Genomic DNA, 19,678 nt, shown 5'->3' with positions numbered 1-19,678 from the left:
TTATTACCTCTATATTTCTTCGAGCCCCAACGGGTCATACGTAAGTGCTAATGCTTCAATCTTCTTTAGTCGATGGCCAATTCCAGATTTAGATAGTTCCCCCTCCATCAACTCTTCAAGCTCTTTTAAACTCGCTTCAGGATTCTCCCACCGAAGTCTTGCAACGACGCGCAACTTTTCAGGTAATTCTTCAATACCGATTTCTCTATCAATAATACGGATTGCTTTTACCTGACGAACTGCTGCATCCACAACCTTCTGTAAATTTGCCGTCTCACAGTTGACTTGACGATTAATTTGATTCCGTACGGTTTTCATAATCCGCACGTTTTCAAATTCCATAAGCGCCGATTGAGCACCCATGATTTGCAAACAATTTGTTACTGCATCCCCTTCTTTAAGATATACTACATACTCGTCCTTCCGCTCCGTTAGACCAGCGTGAATGTGAAAGAGTCGTAATACATGAATAATTTCCCTCGCAAAAGTCTCATTCCCCGTCATAAACTCAAGATGGTAATCACTTTGTGGTTTATTAACAGAGCCTCCCCCTAAAAAAGCTCCCCTTAAAAAGGCACGTCGTGCTTCCATTGATTTGAGCCAACTACGAGGGATTTGTTCGCTCACAGGCCATAAAGCAAGATCCTCTAGAGCCTGTCTGCCCTCTACAGAGGGTTCTACAGATAGCGTATACATATTTTTTTTACGCAAGTTTAAACCTTGTCGTACTAAAACATTTGTAGGTAATTCGTATTGCTTTTTCAAAATACCAAGCAAACGACGAGCTACTGCATTATTAGCCGTAGCTAAACGAATGCCGACGGCACCTTTCATCCCCAAAATGATAGATCCGCCCATACGCAATAAGCAAGACGCTTCAATTTTCATGGCCACATCCGCATCACTAGAGGCTTCATATTGGCATAATTCATTTTTTACATCTTCTGCAAATGACATGGGCATCCCTTCTCATTAATGATCATCTCGTTGAAGATAATACTCTAAGATATGCGGTTCAGTGTTAGATTGCATAGCATGAATAATATCCATAATAACTTTACCTAGCCGTTCAGGATCGTGAACAGCTGGTTTTTGAGGGCTAATTAAGGTAGCTCGTATAGTGCGGATTCCTTTGGCTTGTAACTTTTTAGTATCTAATACCAATGGTTCAGATCCTACAGCACTATATTGTTCAACCATTTGAATTGGCAACGGACCATCATTGGCAAGCACAGTATCTATAATTCCTTCTCCGCCATGAGCAATTAAAGCCTCTACATGGTCATTTAATGTGTAGCCTGTGGTTTCACCTGGTTGTGTCATAACATTAGCAATATAGATTTTATTAGCCTTACTAGCACGTACATGAGAGGCCAACTTATCAGTTAGTAAATTTGGGATAATACTTGTATATAGACTACCAGGACCTAAAATAATCACATCTGCTTCATCAATGGCACGTAATGCAGCCCCCTCTGGCTTAGGCAATGCTGGATCACTATAGATATGACGAATTCGTTTACCCGAGTGTGGTATATTACTTTCACCTTCTACAATAGTGCCATCTGTCATCTCTGCACGCAATTTAATGAACTCTGTAGAGGAAGGAATTACACGACCACGGACACGCAACAATTTACTAGCCGCTTCAAGAGCTTCTTCAATATCTCCATCATAAACTTGAGCAAGCGCAGTGATAAAGAGATTACCAAAACTGTGCCCAGAAAGCTCATTTTCACCATCGAAACGATAACGGAATAAGTTCTCCATTACTCCTTCTTGTTCAGCTAATGATACTAAACAGTTTCGCAAATCACCAGGAGCTATCATTTGAAAGTCTTCTCGCAAGCGACCAGAAGAACCTCCATCATCAGCGACAGTTACAATCGCAGATAGGTTTGATGTATGTGATTTTAAACCACGCAATAAATTTGATAAGCCCGTACCACCACCGATTACTACAATTTTTGGGCCCTTATCGAGTCGGATATTTTGAAAAATAATATCCGATACCTTGCTGTCAGGATTAGGTAGTACCGCACGAATAATCGTTTTAATAACTTTACTCGTACCGATGAGCATTAATACAGCACCAATCGATAATACTACAGTCCCTACAGCAATGAGTACATTATAATTGTAAAAGCCCGTCATATTATAGGAAAAGGCAAGTACAATATCTTCAAGAACCGCAAGCCATTGATAGTTAAAAATCAAAGAAATACCAATAATTAAAAGACCTACACCACAACTAAATAGGGCAAGCCAACGTTTTATATTTAGACCCGGAATTAGCCACCGGAACCATCCTTTTCGCAACATAATCCCCCCTACCTAGTTATCAAGTGTTATAATTTCATGAGGATTATAATCTTCTTCTACATTATTTTTCATCATATCTCTATGTTCAACAGTTACACGATATCCTTTTTCTAACAAGTGGGAGTATAGAGCCTCTGCCATAGCTACAGATCTATGCATACCACCTGTGCAACCTACTGCCACAATAAACTGAGATTTCCCTTCTTGTTCATAATTTGGTACAAGGAAGTCCATGGTATCAAAGTAACGTTTTTTAAATTCCTCGGTTACTTCAAAGGAATGGATATATTCATTCACTGCTTTCACACGACCTGTTTTATGACGAAACTCAGGAATATAAAATGGATTAGGTAGAAAACGAACATCCCATACCATATCTGCATCGAGAGGAATACCATACTTAAAACCAAAGCTCACTACAGTAATCGCCATACCATGAGCTTCATCAACTTGAGCAAAGCGCGTTTTTAAATACTCTTTCAAGCTAGCCGTCTTCATATTAGTGGTATCAATAATAAAATCTGCTTTATGGCGCACAGAGTTAAGAATTTGGCGTTCTTTTTTTAGCCCTGTTGTAATTAGCCCATTAGGAGCCAATGGATGACTCCGTCGACTTTCCTTATATCGACGAATCAAAGTCTCATCTGTAGCATCCATAAATACAATTTCAAAATCTACCTTCATATCTTTTAATGTATCTAAAGATGAAGAAAGAGCTTCAAAAAATTCGCCCCCCCGAATATCTACAACAAGAGCAACGCGATTAGTCCGTTCTCCACCTTGTCGGCAAATTTCACTTAATTTAGGAATCAGCACAGGGGGAATATTATCAATACATAAATACCCCATATCTTCTAAAGCTTGCAATACTTGAGTTTTGCCGGCACCTGACATACCTGTAACTATTAACAAACGAAATGCTTCCATAGTTTTACTCCATTATAAAAGATTATCTTTAATCCAATGGGCTACTCCATCGTCATTATGATGGCCACAAATTGTATGAGCCACAGATTTTACATGATCTGTAGCGTTTTCAACAGCTACAGAGTAACCTGTTTTACGTAGCATAGAAATATCATTTTCTGCATTACCAAAAGAAACGATATGTTCTAAACTAATATGATTATCTAAAGCTAGTTGTGTCAAAGCACGCCCCTTTGACACATTAAGGGCAACGATTTCTAAAAAGTCTTTTTGGCTACGAACTAGATTAACCAAATCGCCCACTTCAGGAGTCAAAGTATCAATAATTTGATCAATCCCCTCTACTGTATCAATAGCGATTAGCTTATTTGGTTCAGACTCTAAAGTATATAACCCATCACCTAAAAACTCTGCTTTCGCTCCCGTTTGAACTTCATAGAGATCGGACTGCCATGTTTTATGATGACATAGCAAATGATCATCTATATAGGATTGTATATGCCAATCATATTGTTTTGCTAATTCATAAATACGCTGTACAGCCTCAACAGAAACGGTCTGCTCAAATAGTTTACACCCTGTTTCTAATTCTTGAATGAGTCCTCCAGAGAACAAAATCATGGGTACATTACCAAGCTTTAAAGCAGAACCAATAGGCTTTGCCGTTTGATACATCCGTCCCGTAGCAATGGTAACAACGATGCCCCTTTGCTGTAAACGATGTAACACATCTACTGTATAGTCAGATACAGTATTATCACTGCGTACCAAGGTTTCATCACAATCAATGGCAACCATTTTAATATGAGAAAAAGAAGGATTCATGTTTGCCTCCTTTATAAAAATTTTAAATACTCTTTATTATACCATTAATAGTGGCTATATAGATAGAAATTAGCGGTAAGAACTCTAATAATGATTAGAAAGTATAGTCATAAAACTTTCATTAAATGCAAAATCCTCTATTATCAATTAATTATTATTTCTTAATCAATTGTATAATATTAATAAAACACTATAATAAACACTTCATATAATTTTCATTTAACTTTATATTAAACACAAAAAAGAGACTCCCGAAGAAGTCTCTTTCATATAATTAACTATCAAATTAGAATTTGTAGTTAAGGTCTGCACGGTAAAAGTCACCTTTGTCAGTACCATCTTGAGTTTTCCAGTCGAAACCATAGTTAGCAGATAAACCAACGTTATTTTGCAATGCATAGTCAACGGAAGCCATCCAACCTTTAGCATCTGTAGTGTAGAATTGATTATAAGTAGTATCTACAATTGGTGCATTTTTCTTTTGGTTGAAGTATTGACCTTTTACGCCCCAAGTACCTGCTTTTTTGATGTCGTAGTTACCAAAGCCAAGACCTGCAGTCCAAGCTTGAGAGTCGTCTACATGGGAATCTTTCAACCATTCGCCACCAACCCAAACTTTGTCGAAGTTAGCATCAGCATTGAAGCCATAGATGTTTTTGTAACCATTATCAGTATCTTGATTTACACGGTCGTAGAAACCGCCTACCATAGTGTGTTTACCTACTTTACCAGTTAAACCAATATATGTGTTAGTTACATTTTGATCTTTTGTTAATTCGTTACCATTGGTATTATTGGCAACAATTCTACCATTATCACCGGATACCATGTAACCGTATGCAGCTTGTACATTAATTTTATCGTTGCCAACATTCAATTGAGCACCGTCGAATGTGCCGTCGAACATCAAGCCGCCACCGAAGGATTGACCGAAACGACCAGCTTTAGCGGATACGCGTTCGCCGAATTTATGGTTTACATAAGCGCGGTCAATTGTAGCATCTGCTTTATCTTCATTTTCAGAATTGCCTAATTCGAAGTTACCAGAAGTCAAACGAACTACAGCGTCTGTACGATCGTTTACTTTTGCGTTGAATTGTACACGTGCACGAGCGTCAAATTTGGATTTAGCATGTTCAGCATCTTTGTAACGAAGACGAGCATCACCAGTAACTTTTACATTACCAACGCGGTCTTCCAAGCGAGCTACACGAACGCCCAAGTTGTTCAATTCGTTGGAGAATTCATCAGCCAAACGGTTGATCATAGCTTGTTGTTCAGCGTTAGCGCGGTCTTGATTAGCCATAGCTTTAGCTACCATTTGAGCCATTTCGTAACGAGTGATGTTATTTTGGCCTTTGAAAGTACCATCTGGGTAACCATTGATAACACCAGCGTTAGCCAATTGAGAAACTGCTTGGTATGCCCAAGAATCTGGAGTTACGTCGGAGAATGGGTTAGCTGCGAATGCAGTAGTTACACCCAATACTGCTGTTGCTGCAAAGATTGCTGCGAATTGTTTTTTCATAGTTAAATTCCTTCTTTCTGAAAAAAATAGAAAATAAAATGTTACAAGTCATAACATTCACATTCTACTCAGTTCTTCAGATTAAGAATCTTTGGGAGTGTCCACGTTTCCTCGCCACATTCTACATCGAAGTTCTTCATTTCATGTGTTTGCTACTTCTCGTACGGTGATATTAGCATAACCATTTTTTCATGTAAACCCTTTTTTCTCATTTCCGTTCTCATCCATTAAAAACTTTTAACTGAAAATGCTTACTATATTAGATTTTATCTAGTTTCGTAGATTCATTTTTTTATCACAAAAAAATTTAAATTTTTGTACTTTCCTATTAATCGAGAATTATCATCATAATTACTATTAACTTTAGCTTATAAATAGTATAATCTTTAATAAAATATATAATAATTCTATATACAAGATTTATTATATGCATCTAATGATATTAAAGTAGTATTGCTATATAACTACGTAAATGATTAGATAAAAAAATATATATTTATGTTACTATATATATTACTATATGTATTACTATATATATACTATTATACACAAAATTAAATGTATAAGATTTTATTCAAACAAAAAAAGACTTCCGAAGAAGTCTTTTTTGTTTGTGAGGGAATTAGAATTTGTAATTTAATTCTGCACGGTAGAAATCGGAAAGATCATTACCGCTTTGGTCTTTAGAGTTGAAACCATAACCAGCGGATAAACCTACGTTATCTTGTACTGCGTAATCTACGCTAGCCATGTAACCTTTGTAACCATTAGATGTATTTGTTAAATCATATGCTTGATCCCAAGTGGAGCTTACGATTGGTGCATTAGCTTTTTGGTTGAAGTATTGACCTTTCACATCCCATGTACCTTTTTTAGCGATGTCGTAGTTACCATAGCCAAGACCTGCTGTCCAAGCTTGAGAATTATTTACGTTGGAAGCTTTCAACCATTCACCACCAGCCCACAATTTATTTTTATGGAAGTCCGCATTGAAACCGTAAACATTTTGATGATTTTGAGGAGTAGCAACAGCTTTACCATCTGCAACGTTATAACGACTCAAGTTGCCGCTAGATAATCTGGAGTAGAAACCACCAACGGAGGATTCTTTACCAACTTTACCTTTTAAGCCTACATAAGATACAGATGGGTTATCAGATTTGGAGTTGCCATCAGCAGCACCATCAATCATGTAACCATACGCACCTTGTACTTGAACTTTATCATTACCTACATTCAATTGTGCACCGTCAAATGTATCATCGTACATCAAACCGCCACCAATTGTTTGTTGGAAACGACCAGCTTTAGCAGATACGTTGCTACCAAATTTGTGATCTACGTAAGCACGATCGATTGTTGCTTGAGAACCTTTAGTAGAGTCACCAAATTCGTAATTACCTTTTACACGAACAACTGCTTGTGTTTTATCATTTACATTAGCATTGAATTGTACACGTGCACGGCCGTCAGTTAAGGATTTACTATTAGCTTTGTAAACACCTTTGTCTTCAGAACCTTGGTAACGGATACGAGCATCGCCAGTTACCTTTACATTACCTACACGGTCTTCCAAGCGAGATACTCGAACGCCGAGGTTGTTCAACTCGTTAGAGAACTCATCTGCCAAGCGGTTAATCATAGCTTGTTGTTCAGCGTTAGCACGGTCTTGGTTCGCCATAGCTTTAGCTACCATTTGAGCCATTTCATAACGAGTGATGTTGTTTTGACCTTTGAAAGTGCCATCTGGATAACCATTAACGATACCAGCTTGTGCCAATTGGGATACTGCTTGGTATGCCCAGCTGTCTGGAGTTACATCGGAGAATGGATTTGCAGCAAATGCTGTTGTTACACCTAACACTGCTGTTGCTGCTAACATTGTTGCGAATTGTTTTTTCATAATGAATTCCTTCTTTCTTATAAATAAGAATTTATATTTGCAGAAGACGTTCACTACATAAGTAGTATCACTATGAAAGATGTATTAGGAGTGTCCATGTTTCCTCAACTAAATTATCTATCTTAGCTCCACTTCTTTGTAGCGTAGCCTTTCTGTTGATGTGAATATACCACCACCCCAAAACTTTGTAAAGCATTTTACACAACTAAATCTTATGAAATTTCTTTCATGAATAAAAATTATCCTCAAAACATAGATTTTTACTGTATTTTTAAAAATTTAATTTTACAAAATTTCATTTTATAGACTAAAAAAATAGATAATTTTATTATCTACATCCATAAAATTAATAATTATTAATTATTAAATATAAATCATTTAATAATTATAACTAATTTATATGTTTGAATTGTTTATTTTCTATAAGATTACTAAGTGATATATTTAGATTCAACCTAGCCGTCTCGGTATATTTTATTTAGTATACATTTCACAAGATACAACGTAACTTAATCCTTCTTAACTTATAAAAAAGCCTATCTACGATGAAAAACATCATAGATAGGCTTTCACGATTATTAAATTGCGTAAGAAACAAATCCTAAAATATGATCAACAGGAACTGGGCCGATAAACCGACTATCACTAGAATGATTGCGATTATCCCCCATCACAAATACATGACCTTCAGGAACTGTTACAGGTGTAGAACGAGTATAATTCATTTTTGTATCTTTTGTATATGGCTCTTGTAATTTCTCTCCGTTACGCCATACATACCCATCCTTAAACTCTAGTACATCACCAGGTCTACCTATTACACGTTTTACCCATACATCATTTGTTTGAGCTGATTTATTGAAAACAGATGCATAGTTCATCAATGGTTCTTTTACATCATCCACCCATGTACGAGCACGATTAACACGACTATCAATAATAACAATTTGTCCATATTCGGGCATATCATTCATTATATGATGCCATTTGGTAACAATCAAATATTGTCCATTGTGTAATGTATCATCCATTGATTCCCCAGATACTCTAGTAGGTTGAATCAAGAAAATATGAATTACCATAGCAATGATTAATGCCAATGCAATAGCATAAATCCAGTCTAATATCTCTTTTACTATTGTATTACCTAACTTATTACTCATAGTTTCCTCTTAATGACCACCTTTCGTAAATCTCCCACCAAAGACATCATGTACGTCTTGGATTGTAATAAATGCTGTAGGATCTACTTCATAAACGGTATCCTTTAATCTTGTAATTTCTAGCCGCGTTACCACAGAATACAATACATGTTTCGGTTGTTTTAAATACCCGCCTTCGCCGTACATAATAGTAACACCACGATTAAGATTAGCATTTAAGGCATCTGCAATATCTTTAGAGTTATCCGCATCAGTAATAATCATAACGCCTTTAGATTCTTCAAGACCTGTAATTGTTACGTCAATCATCTTATAAGCAATGAAATAAGCAATTAATGAATACATTGCACTATTCCAACTATAGACAAAGCCTGCCGCCCCAAGAATGACCAAGTTCATAGCCATTACGATTTCACCTACGGAGAAGGTAGACTTCTTATCCCAAATAATAGCTACAATTTCAGAACCGTCTAATGAACCGCCATTACGAATGATAAGACCTACCCCAATACCTAAGATTATACCACCAAAGATAGATCCTAAGAATGGATCTGTCGTAATCGGTGTAAAATCATGAGCAAAGTTAGAAAATATAGCCATCCAGACAATGGAGAACAATGTAGATAAGGTAAAGCCTTTACCGATTGCTCTATAGCCTAAATACAAGAATGGTAAATTGATAAGTACTACGAAAATACTAAAAGATATACCAGATAGTTCCGCAGCCATCAATGAAATACCAACTACACCACCATCGATGATGCTGTTGGGTACTAAAAATAAATCTAAGCCCACCGTATAGATGAAGGCCCCTAAAATCATCATTACACAACGCATAATAAGGTTTGACCAGTTACGCGTTGAAGTTTCATTCGTCATGATTATCTCCTTTTCCGTATAACTGCTCCATAGCATGTAATCTTTTCTCTTCTAACTCACTTGAACTCATAGTTTCTTCTTTGATTGCCGCTTCGTTCTGAGCTAATTGCTTCGTATAGCGTAAGCCAATAACGAGAGCCGTCAAATCATCTACAGGTTCTGGTGGAAATTGCATAGATGTAGGAATAATCTTACGCCACCCTGTAGGAGGATTATATTGCCAATATAATTTACGGGCTTCCTCTGTACTGTGAGATTCATCGATTAAACTAGTTGTAATCTTGTGATTGCGTCCAATTTGTTGAAGAGAAGGATACAAATGTTTATGATTTGTACCATTTCCACAAACGATATGAACGATACCATAATATTCAGTTAAAACACGCTCAATATCTTCATTGAAGGTATTTGAAGAAATAATTTTACGGTATATCATCTCACCGGAAGGTGAGACTATAGCTATACCAGTTTTCTCATTTCCTGGATCTACTGCTAAAATATATGTATTTTCAGTCATTTGATTATCCCCTTTATAAGTACAGTAGTTATATTTTAACATAAAAAGAAGGTCTTATGTTAAAAATTACATAAGACCTTCTTTTGTAATGTATGAAACCAACATACCTTCATCATATTAATTAGTTTGTATTTTTGCCTTATCATTAAAATCTGGCATTTGAGTAATACGCAACTTGAGATGAACAGGACCAGATGAATATGTATCGCCATCACTATAAGCTTCCACATGAACCTTACCACGCATAGTGCTTATTCTCTTAATGGCTGTAAACAAATCATCACCAGGTATCGTTCCAATATCACCTGATAAGGAATCAGGAATAATCCCCTTTGCCTTAGCACGCTCATTAACTTGTTTCAAGAATTGAAGCATAGAAGATTGAGCATTAGTCCCCCCATCAATTACTGTAGAGTGAATTACCTCTCCATTTTTATAGATAAATTGTTGTGGATATACTTGAATAACGGCAACTGCAGGTTCACCTGAAATAATATTTCCTGCAGCCACAACTTGAACCACCATAGGGGTTTTGGAATTGATTAACTTTTGAGTAGCTACCTCAACATTTTGTCGATCTACATACACAACGGATTGACCATTATCCTCTATACCTAATCGGCGCAAAACAAGTTTATTTGTATCATCGATAATATGTTTAATAGCATTATTACTATCTTCTTCACTTAAACCAGGTCGTACAACAGCTTGTGCTAATAGCTGATCTACTTGGAAAAGAATGGTTCCTTCCCGTAAATGAATGATGCCATTTTGCAATTGTTCTTGTGTATTTTGTAGATTCTTAATATGGGCTTCCATCTTAGCACGTGTTGCTTCAAGCTCAGCTACCTTTTGAGATACCTCTGCATAAGAGGCTTGTAAAGATGCCAGCTCAGCTTCTGTTGCATCTTTAGCAGCTTGTGCACTCGCCAATTCAGCTTTTGTAGCCTCAACTTCACGGCGAATTTGTTCGATCTCAGCCATCCGCTCTTCAAGCTCTTGTTTATTTTGTTCTAACAAAGCCTGTCCACGAATCAGTTCTTGCGTCTTTGCAGCGACCTCATTATTCAACTGCTTCATATCAGCTCGCAACTGATCCATACCGAACAATGCGGTTCTTACACTTTGAGACGTAAAGGTTAATACTCCAACCGTAGCTGCTGCAACTAAAAGGCCTGTCACAATAGTGACTATAATAGATGTGTGCTTAGGTCGTAATCCAAAGAGGGACATACGACGTTTACCAATTTTAGTGCCCAGCTTATCCCCCATGTAAGCAATGAGACCACCCATAAGAGCGATAATTATTAAGATTTTGACACCTACTAACATCATGTCCCTCCTTTCTCCTAAGAATACAATCTGTTATTTCGATACGCGCCAATTCAAATACAATCCTGCAATAATACCTAATGTATCCGGTATTAATGCAGCCAATATGGTTGGCAATGCTCCACCTTTCCCTAATGCACCAGCAAAGGTCATCACCCCATAATAAATAAAGATGATGAGAATACTAATACCAAAGCCGATAGATGAACTAGAGCGTTGTTTTTGAAGGCCTAAAGGTGCACCTACGAGAGCAAATACAAAACTTGCCAACGGAATTGTGAAGCGTTGGTACATTTCCATTTCAAGTTTATTAGCATTAGTATAAGCAGCCTTATAAGCTCTGATTTGGTGACGTAACTCCTTAATCGTCAATTCCTCAGGCTTACGTTGATCTTGTTGAATATCTTTTGGAGCAGACTTAATCGGCAAGGATTGCTCCTTAAATTTCATGGTACGTTCAACACCATTACCAGCTGATAAATCATAGATGATACCATTCTGCATCACCCAATATTGACCATTCCAAATAGCCGTATCTGCATTTTCAACTTGTTGTAACTTGCCACCCTCCCCAAATTGTTGAACCGTAATCATGGACAACTGTTTGGTTTCAGCATCATAGCTCTTAGCATACATCAATGTGCCTAGCTCATCACCATTCATCGTTTTTAACACGATATGATTTTGTGTTTGAGGTGATGCATTTTTCATGATTTGTTCGCGCACAATCGTTTGATACATATGATTTGTACGAGGCACAACAAATTCATTAAATGCTACAGCCCCAATGGAAATGATGAGTGCAATAATATATACGGGCATGGCCAAGCGTAAAAAGCTTAGTCCACCAGCACGCATAACAACGATTTCACTAGTGCTACTCAAACGACTAAAGGTCATAAGAGAAGCCAATAAAACCGACATTGGGAATGTTAAGATAACAATACTTGGTAAAGCCAAGACAAATGCTTGCATGACAAGCAACAATGGCGCTCCATATTCAGTAATATATTGAGCAATCCTAAACAATGTGCCTGTACCAATAAAAATACTAGTAAAAGCAAAAACCCCAAATAGGAATGGGCCTACAAAGGCTTTTAAAATATATTTATCTAATAATCTCATAGCCCCTCCTATAATTTAAAGTTATCCCCTAAATAATGTTCACGAGCGATTGGATCATTCGCAATTTCATCAGGGGTACCCTCTAGGAGGATTTTACCACTACTCAAAATATAAGCCTTATCTACAATCCCCAATGTTTCACGAACATTATGGTCTGTAATCAAGATACCAATACCTCGATTCTTGACGTGCAAGATAATTTGTTGAATGTCAGCAACCGCAATTGGATCGACACCTGCAAAAGGTTCATCAAGAAGGATGAAATTAGGCTCTAAGGCGAGGCAACGCGCAATTTCTACTCGACGTCGTTCACCACCAGATAATTGCATCCCCATACGGTCACGGACATGTCCAATATGAAATTCTTCAATCAATGATTCCACGATAGCTTCAATCTCATCAGGCTTTTTTGCCGTAATCTGTAGCATGGCACGAATGTTATCTTCTACAGACAAGGAACGAAAGATTGATGCCTCTTGTGGTAGGTATCCAATCCCTTCAGCAGCCCGTTTATACATAGGAATATTTGTAATATCCTTGCCATCAACGGTAATGATGCCAGAGCTCGGTCTTTCAATGCCTACAATCATATAAAATGACGTAGTTTTACCAGCCCCATTAGGACCCAATAGACCTACAACTTGGCCTTTATCAACGCGAAGACTCACCCCATCTACTACATTGCGTCCGCTAAAGGTTTTAACTAAGTTTTTGGTTTCAATATACATATATTATCCTTATTTATTCGGAACAATGACAAGTGTGCTACGTCCACCTAATGTTTCAGCAGAATCATCAGCTAAACGAATTTTCAGTTCCGGTGCATTCAGTACATTACCATTTTGAACGGCATGCGCAGAACCAGATAAGAGTACAACCCCATCATTTTGGTTTGGTGTTTGCGTATATGTAGCTCGGTCAGCAGAACCAGATACGTTTCGTTCAGGATTAGAGAAAGTAACATTACCTTGCGCTACAGCACGAACTTCCTTCATCCAGCCTTCTACCTTATCACCTGTCAAGGTTGTCCCTTCAGCAATCAAACGGGCATTACCTGTTACAAGACCGTATTCAGAATCAGTACTATACTCAACACTGTCACCAAATATTTGGCGATCAGCACGTTGTAAATGAACGCTACCATTAGCAGTGAATTTATTATTATTGTAACTGTGAACCGTTTGAGCAGACATGGCCATATCAGAACCAATCATAGATACACCACCATCAAGATTTGCTTCTTGAGTTTTTGTATTGTACCAACCCTTGGCACCAGTCATAGTTTTATCCGCTTGGGTAATAACAACATTACCTGTTGCATCTGCACGACCTGAATTGCCATCATAAGACAATGTATCAGCACTGATAGTCAACGGATCATTTGCTGCCCAAACTGTAACAGATGCGGTCATGAGTACAGCTAATATAGCCATACCAATCTGTTTTTTCTTATTCATCATATTTCCTCTCAATTACTTCTTTGTTAATTTCGCATGTCCAATGGCTTTAATAATTTTTAAGGACATATTGCCCTCAAGTTTGTCACCTGTAAGGGTTACATCCTTGCTGTTATAAGTGAAAGCCGTTTTAGATGTCAATGTTTTCGTTTTGTTATCAAAATGAAGGGCCTCAGTTTTAAATTCTGCACCCTCCGTATTAGTAGCAGTAACGCCTTGATCAATATCAAGAGAGTTTCGATCCCCCGTCAGTACAGCATGAGGAGCTGTAATCGTAGTAGTCACATCATCTTGATAGAACAGACCTTTCAAATTGGTCAGAACGATAGCTTTTGTACGCGGGTCATATTCAATCTTCTCAGCCGATAATGCCCATACTAGCTTGCCATCCTTTTCCTCTTGCAAGTCCGCACCTTGGAAATTAACGAGTTGTCCACTTTGATTTTGAGTGGAAGTAGCCTCATTAGAGTCTTTCATAATAAATACAATAAGACCGATTAGAGCTAATACTATAGCGACCACAATGGCAATTAACTTTTTATTGTTTTTCATGTGCTCTCTCCCGTATAGCTATCTTCTTATCGTAATCAATAATTTGATCCATCTTAGTCATCCAACGATGCTGGAACCAAAGCCACTCATCTGGATGTTCACGAATAAAGTCTTCTGTAACACGTACACAGGCTTCAGTTAGACGATACATATCAACATCTTCATCACCAGTTTCCTCATAATGTAATGCCGGCAAGATATGAACGATATGTCCTCCTTCAGGCTTACGAGATGCAAAAATAGGTACTACAGGGGAGCCAAATTTCTTTGCAAATGTGGCTGGTCCCATAACAGCTGATGAATCTTGTCCCAAAAACGGAACTGGTAAACCATTTATATATCCATCTTGGTCAGCTAAGAATCCAAGAAGTTTTTTCTTTTTTAAAGCCTTAGCAGCAGAAACGATTTCGTTACCACCACTAGCAAATACGTCAAGCCCCACCATCTCACGATATTCATTCATAAGGCGTGTGAATTGAGCATTAGGTTGTTTCTTAACAATTGTAGTGGAAGGGTATCCATGAGCCGCCATAGCAGCCCCCATCCATTCCCAGTTGCCTACATGACCTGTAAGAACGATAACCCCCTTATCTTCAGCAATGGCCTTTTCTAAATGTTCAACACCACGCATCTCTATATGTTTATTGATAAAGGATTTCGTCAGGTTTGGCATGTACAATACTTCCATAACACTGCGACCGAGATTCTTGAACAACTTATTAATTAATTGTTCCGCCTCTTGATCATTCATGTTCATGCCAATTTTAATATTATTTATGCCTCTAAGCTTTTGCTTCTTCGCTATTAGCCCATATACAGGACCTAAACAAGCGCCTATGAGCAAAATGAGCTTGTATGGTAGTCGACAAACAAGCCAACTAATGCCTTTAACTAAATGGTATTGCCATTCGTTATTCATTCTGCCCACCTCCTTTATTGTCCATGAGCATGGGCCTCTCGCGCATAATCTGCAACAACAGAATCCCATAAACCTTGATTCTTCAAGATATATTCTACAGCCTCTCTAACGGCACCATGACCACCATTTGCGTTAGAAATAAATTTAGCTAATGATTTAACCTCTAATACCGCATTGTTTGGTGCCATCGGCAAACCTACGAGTTGAAGAGCTCCTAAATCATTAAGATCATCCCCCATGTAAGCAACCGAAGCTAAGTCGATTTGATGTTTTTTACAAAGAGCTCTTAATCCTTCAGTTTTATTAGCATGCCCCATAAGAAGTTCATCAAAGTGCAATTCCTTTGCACGACGCTCTACCATCGGAGATACGCGAGCCGTAATAATTGCTAACTTTATCCCTGATTTACGAGCCGCAGTCAAGCCTAAACCATCTTTTACAGAAAAGGCTTTGAGCTCTTCTCCAGTCGATGTATAAATTAGAGTGCCATCTGATAAAACTCCATCAACATCGAGAACAATCCATTGAATATTCATTATACAATGCCTCTACGCAATAAATCGGTAATGTGAACAATGCCAAGACATACATTATTAGTATCAACCACTGGTAATACGGTGATAGGGCGAGGTTGATTTTTCTCCATTAAATGAAGCGCTTCTGCGGCCAATTTATCCTTGGTAATCGTACGCGGCATAGACGTCATCATATCCTCTACGGGCCATTCTAAAAAATTGCTACCAGAATCAAGTCCACGTCGAACATCACCATCAGTCACTAGACCTAACAAATGTCCTTCTTCATCAATTACATTTGTAGCACCTAACCCTTTTTCTGTCATTACAAAGAGTGCATCACGAACGGTAGCCCCTTTAAATACTGTTGGATTATCCTCGCCACCATGCATGATATTTTCTACAGTCAACAATAATTTGCGACCTAAGGAACCACCTGGATGGAATACAGCAAAGTTTTCTGGAGTAAAATGATGGCGTTCCAATAAACATACTGCTAACGCATCACCTAGTGCTAGGGCAACAGTAGTACTTGTAGTAGGTGCTAAACCTAATGGGCAAGCTTCTCGTTCTACCTCTGCCAACAATACAATATCAGAATTTTTTGCTAATGTAGACTCTGGTTTCCCTACAACACAGATTAATTTAGCCCCTATGCGGCGCAGAGACGGCAAAATACTTATAATTTCTCCTGTTTCACCACTATTAGAAAAGGCTAACACTACATCATCTTCAGTAATCATACCAAGATCACCATGCACGCCTTCACCAGGATGCATAAAAAGTGCCGGTGTCCCTGTACTAGCCAAGGTAGCCGCAATTTTACGACCAATATGACCAGATTTTCCCATTCCTGTACATACTACACGGCCCTTACAAGCCAAAATCATATTTACAGCATTTACAAAATTGTGATCCAAACGAGAACTTAATTCTTCAATAGCACGAGCTTCCTCATGAAGCACCTGTGCCGCTTGTTCTAAAATAGTCACAAATACCGCCCCTAACCTTTTACGATTTTATCAATAGCTACTAAATCACGAAGCACATCTTCGAATTGATCCAAATACAACATATTAGGACCATCAGACAATGCTTCCTCAGGATTATCGTGCACTTCAAAGAATAGTCCATCTACACCACTAGCCACAGCCGCACGTGCCAAATTTGGTACAAATTCACGGTTACCACTAGATTTAGTCCCTGCACCACCTGGTAATTGAACGCTATGAGTAGCATCAAAGATTACCGGATAGTCGAAAGAACGCATAATTGGGAACGATCTCATGTCAACTACGAGGTTGTTATAACCAAAACTAAAACCACGTTCGGTAAGCATAAGATTTTCATTACCTGTTTCTTTCATTTTATTAAGAACATTTTCCATGTCCTTAGGAGCCATGAATTGACCTTTTTTAACATTTACGCATTTACCAGTTTTAGCAGCGCCGTAAACAAGATCAGTTTGACGGCATAAAAAAGCTGGAATTTGTAGAATATCTAATACTTCAGCTGCAGGTTCAATTTGCTCGATAGAATGAATGTCACTGACAACGGGCACATTGAGTTCCTTCTTAATAGAAGCAAGCATTTTTAACCCTTCCTCAAGACCTGGTCCACGGAAGGAGTTAAAGCTAGAGCGATTAGCTTTATCAAAGGAAGCTTTAAAAATATAAGGAACACCTAAACGTTCGCATATCTCTTTTGCTCGTTTACCGATAGCTAATGTGCGGTCATAGTCCTCAATAACACATGGACCTGCAAGGACAAATAAACCCTTGCCGCCACCCACAGTAATATCTTTAATTTGAACTGTTTTCATTTATTTCTCCTCTTGCTCGTAAATTGCATTAACACGAGCTAAGTCTTCAGGTGTATCAACACCGATAAATCGTTTATTTGTTAGAATAACACGAATTGTATAACCGTTTTCTAGAGCACGTAATTGTTCTAGAGATTCTGTTTGCTCCGCCGGAGTTGGCTCCATCTTAGCATAGTTTAATAAGAACTCTCTACGATATGCATAGATGCCAATATGTTTTAGTGGCAGACGCACAAAGTCATGGCGAGGATATGGGATTAAAGATCTAGAAAAATACATCGCATCATTACGATTATTTAAAATGACCTTTACCGCTGATGGCTCCTCGTACTCTTCCTCTAATAAAGGAGTAGCTACTGTGGCCATCTGCAAGTTTGGATCTTCCTCAAATAGACGTGCCAAGTCATCAATAAGATTTGGATCAATCATCGGTTCATCACCTTGGACATTGATAACAACATCTAAGTCTGTATAATGACTAGCAACCTCTGCTAATCGATCCGTCCCTGTAGGGTGATTAGGATCTGTCATCATAACAGTTCCCCCAAACTGTTGTACTGCAGAATATACGCGGTTATCATCAGTGGCTACAATTGTACATACGGTCTTTGTAGCTTGTGATACCCTTGCATAAACCCGTTCAATCATAGGTTTACCTGCAATATCAGCTAATGGTTTGCCCGGTAATCTTGTAGAACCATAACGCGCAGGAATAACACATCCAAACTTCACGATAAAACCCCATTTCTGTTATTCGTGTATCTTATTATTATACACTAAATCTCTAAATTTTCTATGAATTCTTGTTTTCCAGAAACAAACTCAATCCCTATAGATAGCACCAGAATCGGTATTTCCAAGTCTTCAATTGCATGCAACTGACTTAACTTAACTGCATCCTTTTCTGTAATGCAAATAGCATCAGCTTGATGAGCAAATGCTTGTTTCCAAATCTCAACTACATCATCATTTGAAAAGTCATGATGATCTCCAAATGGCAAGGTATGAACAACGTTATACCCTACATCAGTTAACGTTTGTGTAAAGGATTGAGGGTTTCCAATTCCACTTACAGCCATAATGCGTTGTTCCTTGTAAGCATCTACAGAAGCCCCAACAGAACCATTAGCCCACTCATCTAAGGTGTACATAAATTGCGGTTTATGGGTTGTTTCATAGACAGGTATATTGGGAATCATCTGAGTTAATCGCTTTCGAATGCCGGATACAATACCTGGTGCTACTTGATCAACCTTAGTAAGAACGATAATATCCGCGCGCTGTAAACCACTAAGGGGTTCACGTAATAGTCCCCGTGGCAACACATGTTCATAGCCAAACGGATTGGATGCATCAATTAGTACAATATCAATATCTCTTGCTAGTGCACGATGTTGAAATCCATCATCCATAATAAGACAATCGGCACCTAGCTCATTAATAGCGATTTCTGCAGATTTGGAACGTTCACGTCCAATAATTACATTGGATTTTTGTAAAACCTTAGCCAGTAACCAAGCCTCATCACCACTGATAGATGGCTCTACAAGCATTGTTCCGTCTTTAGAAATAATAATATTTTTGTTATTATCTTCTGCACGGTACCCACGACTAAGAACAGTAGGATGAAGGCCCTTCTGAGTAAGCACATCACAAATAAATCGCACCATCGGTGTTTTTCCAGTACCACCAGCCGTAATGTTGCCAACGCTGATTACAGGCACTGTAACTTTCGTAACGCCTTTACCCTCATCAAATCGAGCATTGCGTATTGATACAGCTTTCTCATAACCTTTACTCAAAAGGCCTAAACTGGAGCGAGCTATATCACCTAATACGGATTGATCTTCACCACTAACGATGGATTTGAATAATGCTTCCCCACTCATAGG

Annotated in this window: 20 protein-coding genes; all 20 read right to left on the bottom strand. The window is 38.1% G+C overall.

All coding sequences use genetic code 11. The features are described 5' to 3' along the window. Positions 1–9 precede the first annotated feature (9 nt). Positions 10–957 carry a DNA-binding protein WhiA gene (gene whiA / locus DW000_RS07055; RefSeq protein ID WP_120055747.1) on the bottom strand — a complete coding sequence of 316 codons (948 nt, stop codon included), beginning with the start codon at positions 955–957 and terminating at the stop codon, positions 10–12. A gap of 15 nt (positions 958–972) precedes the next feature. After that, entirely contained in the window at positions 973–2,322 is a 1,350-nt protein-coding gene (locus tag DW000_RS07050) for a gluconeogenesis factor YvcK family protein (protein ID WP_120055745.1), read from the bottom strand. Between the two features lie 12 nt (positions 2,323–2,334). After that, entirely contained in the window at positions 2,335–3,249 is a 915-nt protein-coding gene (rapZ, locus tag DW000_RS07045; protein WP_004695526.1) for an RNase adapter RapZ, read from the bottom strand. Positions 3,250–3,261: 12 nt separating this feature from the next. Beyond that, a complete protein-coding gene (locus tag DW000_RS07040; RefSeq protein WP_004698428.1) occupies positions 3,262–4,074 on the bottom strand; it encodes a Cof-type HAD-IIB family hydrolase in 813 nt (270 codons plus the stop codon). A gap of 286 nt (positions 4,075–4,360) precedes the next feature. Beyond that, a complete protein-coding gene (locus tag DW000_RS07035) occupies positions 4,361–5,602 on the bottom strand; it encodes a putative porin (RefSeq protein ID WP_004698453.1) in 1,242 nt (413 codons plus the stop codon). Between the two features lie 622 nt (positions 5,603–6,224). Beyond that, complete coding sequence (locus tag DW000_RS07030; RefSeq protein WP_120055743.1) at positions 6,225–7,505, bottom strand: S-layer homology domain-containing protein; 1,281 nt, start codon at positions 7,503–7,505, stop codon at positions 6,225–6,227. A 578-nt stretch (positions 7,506–8,083) separates the two neighbouring features. Further along, the gene (gene lepB / locus DW000_RS07025; protein ID WP_024061006.1) at positions 8,084–8,668 is read right to left on the bottom strand and encodes a signal peptidase I; all 585 of its coding nucleotides are present in this window, start codon (positions 8,666–8,668) and stop codon (positions 8,084–8,086) included. A gap of 9 nt (positions 8,669–8,677) precedes the next feature. Then, positions 8,678–9,547 carry a YitT family protein gene (locus DW000_RS07020; RefSeq protein ID WP_004695514.1) on the bottom strand — a complete coding sequence of 290 codons (870 nt, stop codon included), beginning with the start codon at positions 9,545–9,547 and terminating at the stop codon, positions 8,678–8,680. Further along, complete coding sequence (locus DW000_RS07015; protein WP_105087076.1) at positions 9,537–10,064, bottom strand: hypothetical protein; 528 nt, start codon at positions 10,062–10,064, stop codon at positions 9,537–9,539. Before DW000_RS07015 ends, DW000_RS07020 begins: the two co-directional genes overlap by 11 nt. A 117-nt stretch (positions 10,065–10,181) precedes the next feature. Further along, positions 10,182–11,396, bottom strand: coding sequence for a DUF3084 domain-containing protein (locus DW000_RS07010; RefSeq protein ID WP_004695510.1), 1,215 nt, complete (start codon positions 11,394–11,396; stop codon positions 10,182–10,184). A gap of 33 nt (positions 11,397–11,429) precedes the next feature. Beyond that, complete coding sequence (locus DW000_RS07005) at positions 11,430–12,521, bottom strand: LptF/LptG family permease (protein ID WP_105087056.1); 1,092 nt, start codon at positions 12,519–12,521, stop codon at positions 11,430–11,432. 8 nt (positions 12,522–12,529) lie between these two features. Beyond that, positions 12,530–13,249, bottom strand: coding sequence for an LPS export ABC transporter ATP-binding protein (gene lptB / locus DW000_RS07000; protein ID WP_120055741.1), 720 nt, complete (start codon positions 13,247–13,249; stop codon positions 12,530–12,532). Between the two features lie 9 nt (positions 13,250–13,258). Beyond that, entirely contained in the window at positions 13,259–13,981 is a 723-nt protein-coding gene (locus tag DW000_RS06995; RefSeq protein ID WP_004695505.1) for an LptA/OstA family protein, read from the bottom strand. A gap of 12 nt (positions 13,982–13,993) precedes the next feature. Continuing rightward, positions 13,994–14,530, bottom strand: coding sequence for an LPS export ABC transporter periplasmic protein LptC (gene lptC, locus DW000_RS06990; RefSeq protein WP_021147890.1), 537 nt, complete (start codon positions 14,528–14,530; stop codon positions 13,994–13,996). Continuing rightward, the gene (locus DW000_RS06985; protein WP_004695502.1) at positions 14,517–15,449 is read right to left on the bottom strand and encodes a lysophospholipid acyltransferase family protein; all 933 of its coding nucleotides are present in this window, start codon (positions 15,447–15,449) and stop codon (positions 14,517–14,519) included. Before DW000_RS06985 ends, lptC begins: the two co-directional genes overlap by 14 nt. 14 nt (positions 15,450–15,463) lie before the next feature. Then, positions 15,464–15,985 carry an HAD hydrolase family protein gene (locus DW000_RS06980; protein WP_120055739.1) on the bottom strand — a complete coding sequence of 174 codons (522 nt, stop codon included), beginning with the start codon at positions 15,983–15,985 and terminating at the stop codon, positions 15,464–15,466. Continuing rightward, entirely contained in the window at positions 15,985–16,956 is a 972-nt protein-coding gene (locus DW000_RS06975; protein ID WP_004695498.1) for a KpsF/GutQ family sugar-phosphate isomerase, read from the bottom strand. The genes DW000_RS06980 and DW000_RS06975 overlap by 1 nt, the downstream gene beginning before the upstream one ends. Positions 16,957–16,967: 11 nt before the next feature. Beyond that, entirely contained in the window at positions 16,968–17,786 is an 819-nt protein-coding gene (kdsA, locus tag DW000_RS06970) for a 3-deoxy-8-phosphooctulonate synthase (protein ID WP_004695496.1), read from the bottom strand. Continuing rightward, entirely contained in the window at positions 17,787–18,518 is a 732-nt protein-coding gene (gene kdsB, locus DW000_RS06965; RefSeq protein ID WP_120055738.1) for a 3-deoxy-manno-octulosonate cytidylyltransferase, read from the bottom strand. A gap of 44 nt (positions 18,519–18,562) precedes the next feature. Continuing rightward, positions 18,563–19,675, bottom strand: a complete 1,113-nt coding sequence (gene lpxK, locus DW000_RS06960; RefSeq protein ID WP_120055736.1) for a tetraacyldisaccharide 4'-kinase — start codon at positions 19,673–19,675, stop codon at positions 18,563–18,565. Between the last annotated feature and the right edge of the window lie 3 nt (positions 19,676–19,678).

This window comes from Veillonella sp. AF36-20BH (assembly GCF_003602765.1).
Taxonomy (GTDB): Bacteria; Bacillota; Negativicutes; order Veillonellales; family Veillonellaceae; genus Veillonella; species Veillonella hominis.
This window is presented reverse-complemented; position numbering and strand designations above follow the sequence as displayed.

Excerpts from the sequence above, each read along its gene's own strand:
- whiA (WP_120055747.1), bottom strand. The coding sequence starts at position 957 with ATGTCATTTGCAGAAGATGTAAAAAATGAATTATGCCAATATGAAGCC.
- DW000_RS07050 (WP_120055745.1), bottom strand. The coding sequence starts at position 2,322 with ATGTTGCGAAAAGGATGGTTCCGGTGGCTAATTCCGGGTCTAAATATA.
- rapZ (WP_004695526.1), bottom strand. The coding sequence starts at position 3,249 with ATGGAAGCATTTCGTTTGTTAATAGTTACAGGTATGTCAGGTGCCGGC.
- DW000_RS07040 (WP_004698428.1), bottom strand. The coding sequence starts at position 4,074 with ATGAATCCTTCTTTTTCTCATATTAAAATGGTTGCCATTGATTGTGAT.
- DW000_RS07035 (WP_004698453.1), bottom strand. The coding sequence starts at position 5,602 with ATGAAAAAACAATTCGCAGCAATCTTTGCAGCAACAGCAGTATTGGGT.
- DW000_RS07030 (WP_120055743.1), bottom strand. The coding sequence starts at position 7,505 with ATGAAAAAACAATTCGCAACAATGTTAGCAGCAACAGCAGTGTTAGGT.
- lepB (WP_024061006.1), bottom strand. The coding sequence starts at position 8,668 with ATGAGTAATAAGTTAGGTAATACAATAGTAAAAGAGATATTAGACTGG.
- DW000_RS07020 (WP_004695514.1), bottom strand. The coding sequence starts at position 9,547 with ATGACGAATGAAACTTCAACGCGTAACTGGTCAAACCTTATTATGCGT.
- DW000_RS07015 (WP_105087076.1), bottom strand. The coding sequence starts at position 10,064 with ATGACTGAAAATACATATATTTTAGCAGTAGATCCAGGAAATGAGAAA.
- DW000_RS07010 (WP_004695510.1), bottom strand. The coding sequence starts at position 11,396 with ATGTTAGTAGGTGTCAAAATCTTAATAATTATCGCTCTTATGGGTGGT.
- DW000_RS07005 (WP_105087056.1), bottom strand. The coding sequence starts at position 12,521 with ATGAGATTATTAGATAAATATATTTTAAAAGCCTTTGTAGGCCCATTC.
- lptB (WP_120055741.1), bottom strand. The coding sequence starts at position 13,249 with ATGTATATTGAAACCAAAAACTTAGTTAAAACCTTTAGCGGACGCAAT.
- DW000_RS06995 (WP_004695505.1), bottom strand. The coding sequence starts at position 13,981 with ATGATGAATAAGAAAAAACAGATTGGTATGGCTATATTAGCTGTACTC.
- lptC (WP_021147890.1), bottom strand. The coding sequence starts at position 14,530 with ATGAAAAACAATAAAAAGTTAATTGCCATTGTGGTCGCTATAGTATTA.
- DW000_RS06985 (WP_004695502.1), bottom strand. The coding sequence starts at position 15,449 with ATGAATAACGAATGGCAATACCATTTAGTTAAAGGCATTAGTTGGCTT.
- DW000_RS06980 (WP_120055739.1), bottom strand. The coding sequence starts at position 15,985 with ATGAATATTCAATGGATTGTTCTCGATGTTGATGGAGTTTTATCAGAT.
- kdsA (WP_004695496.1), bottom strand. The coding sequence starts at position 17,786 with ATGAAAACAGTTCAAATTAAAGATATTACTGTGGGTGGCGGCAAGGGT.
- lpxK (WP_120055736.1), bottom strand. The coding sequence starts at position 19,675 with ATGAGTGGGGAAGCATTATTCAAATCCATCGTTAGTGGTGAAGATCAA.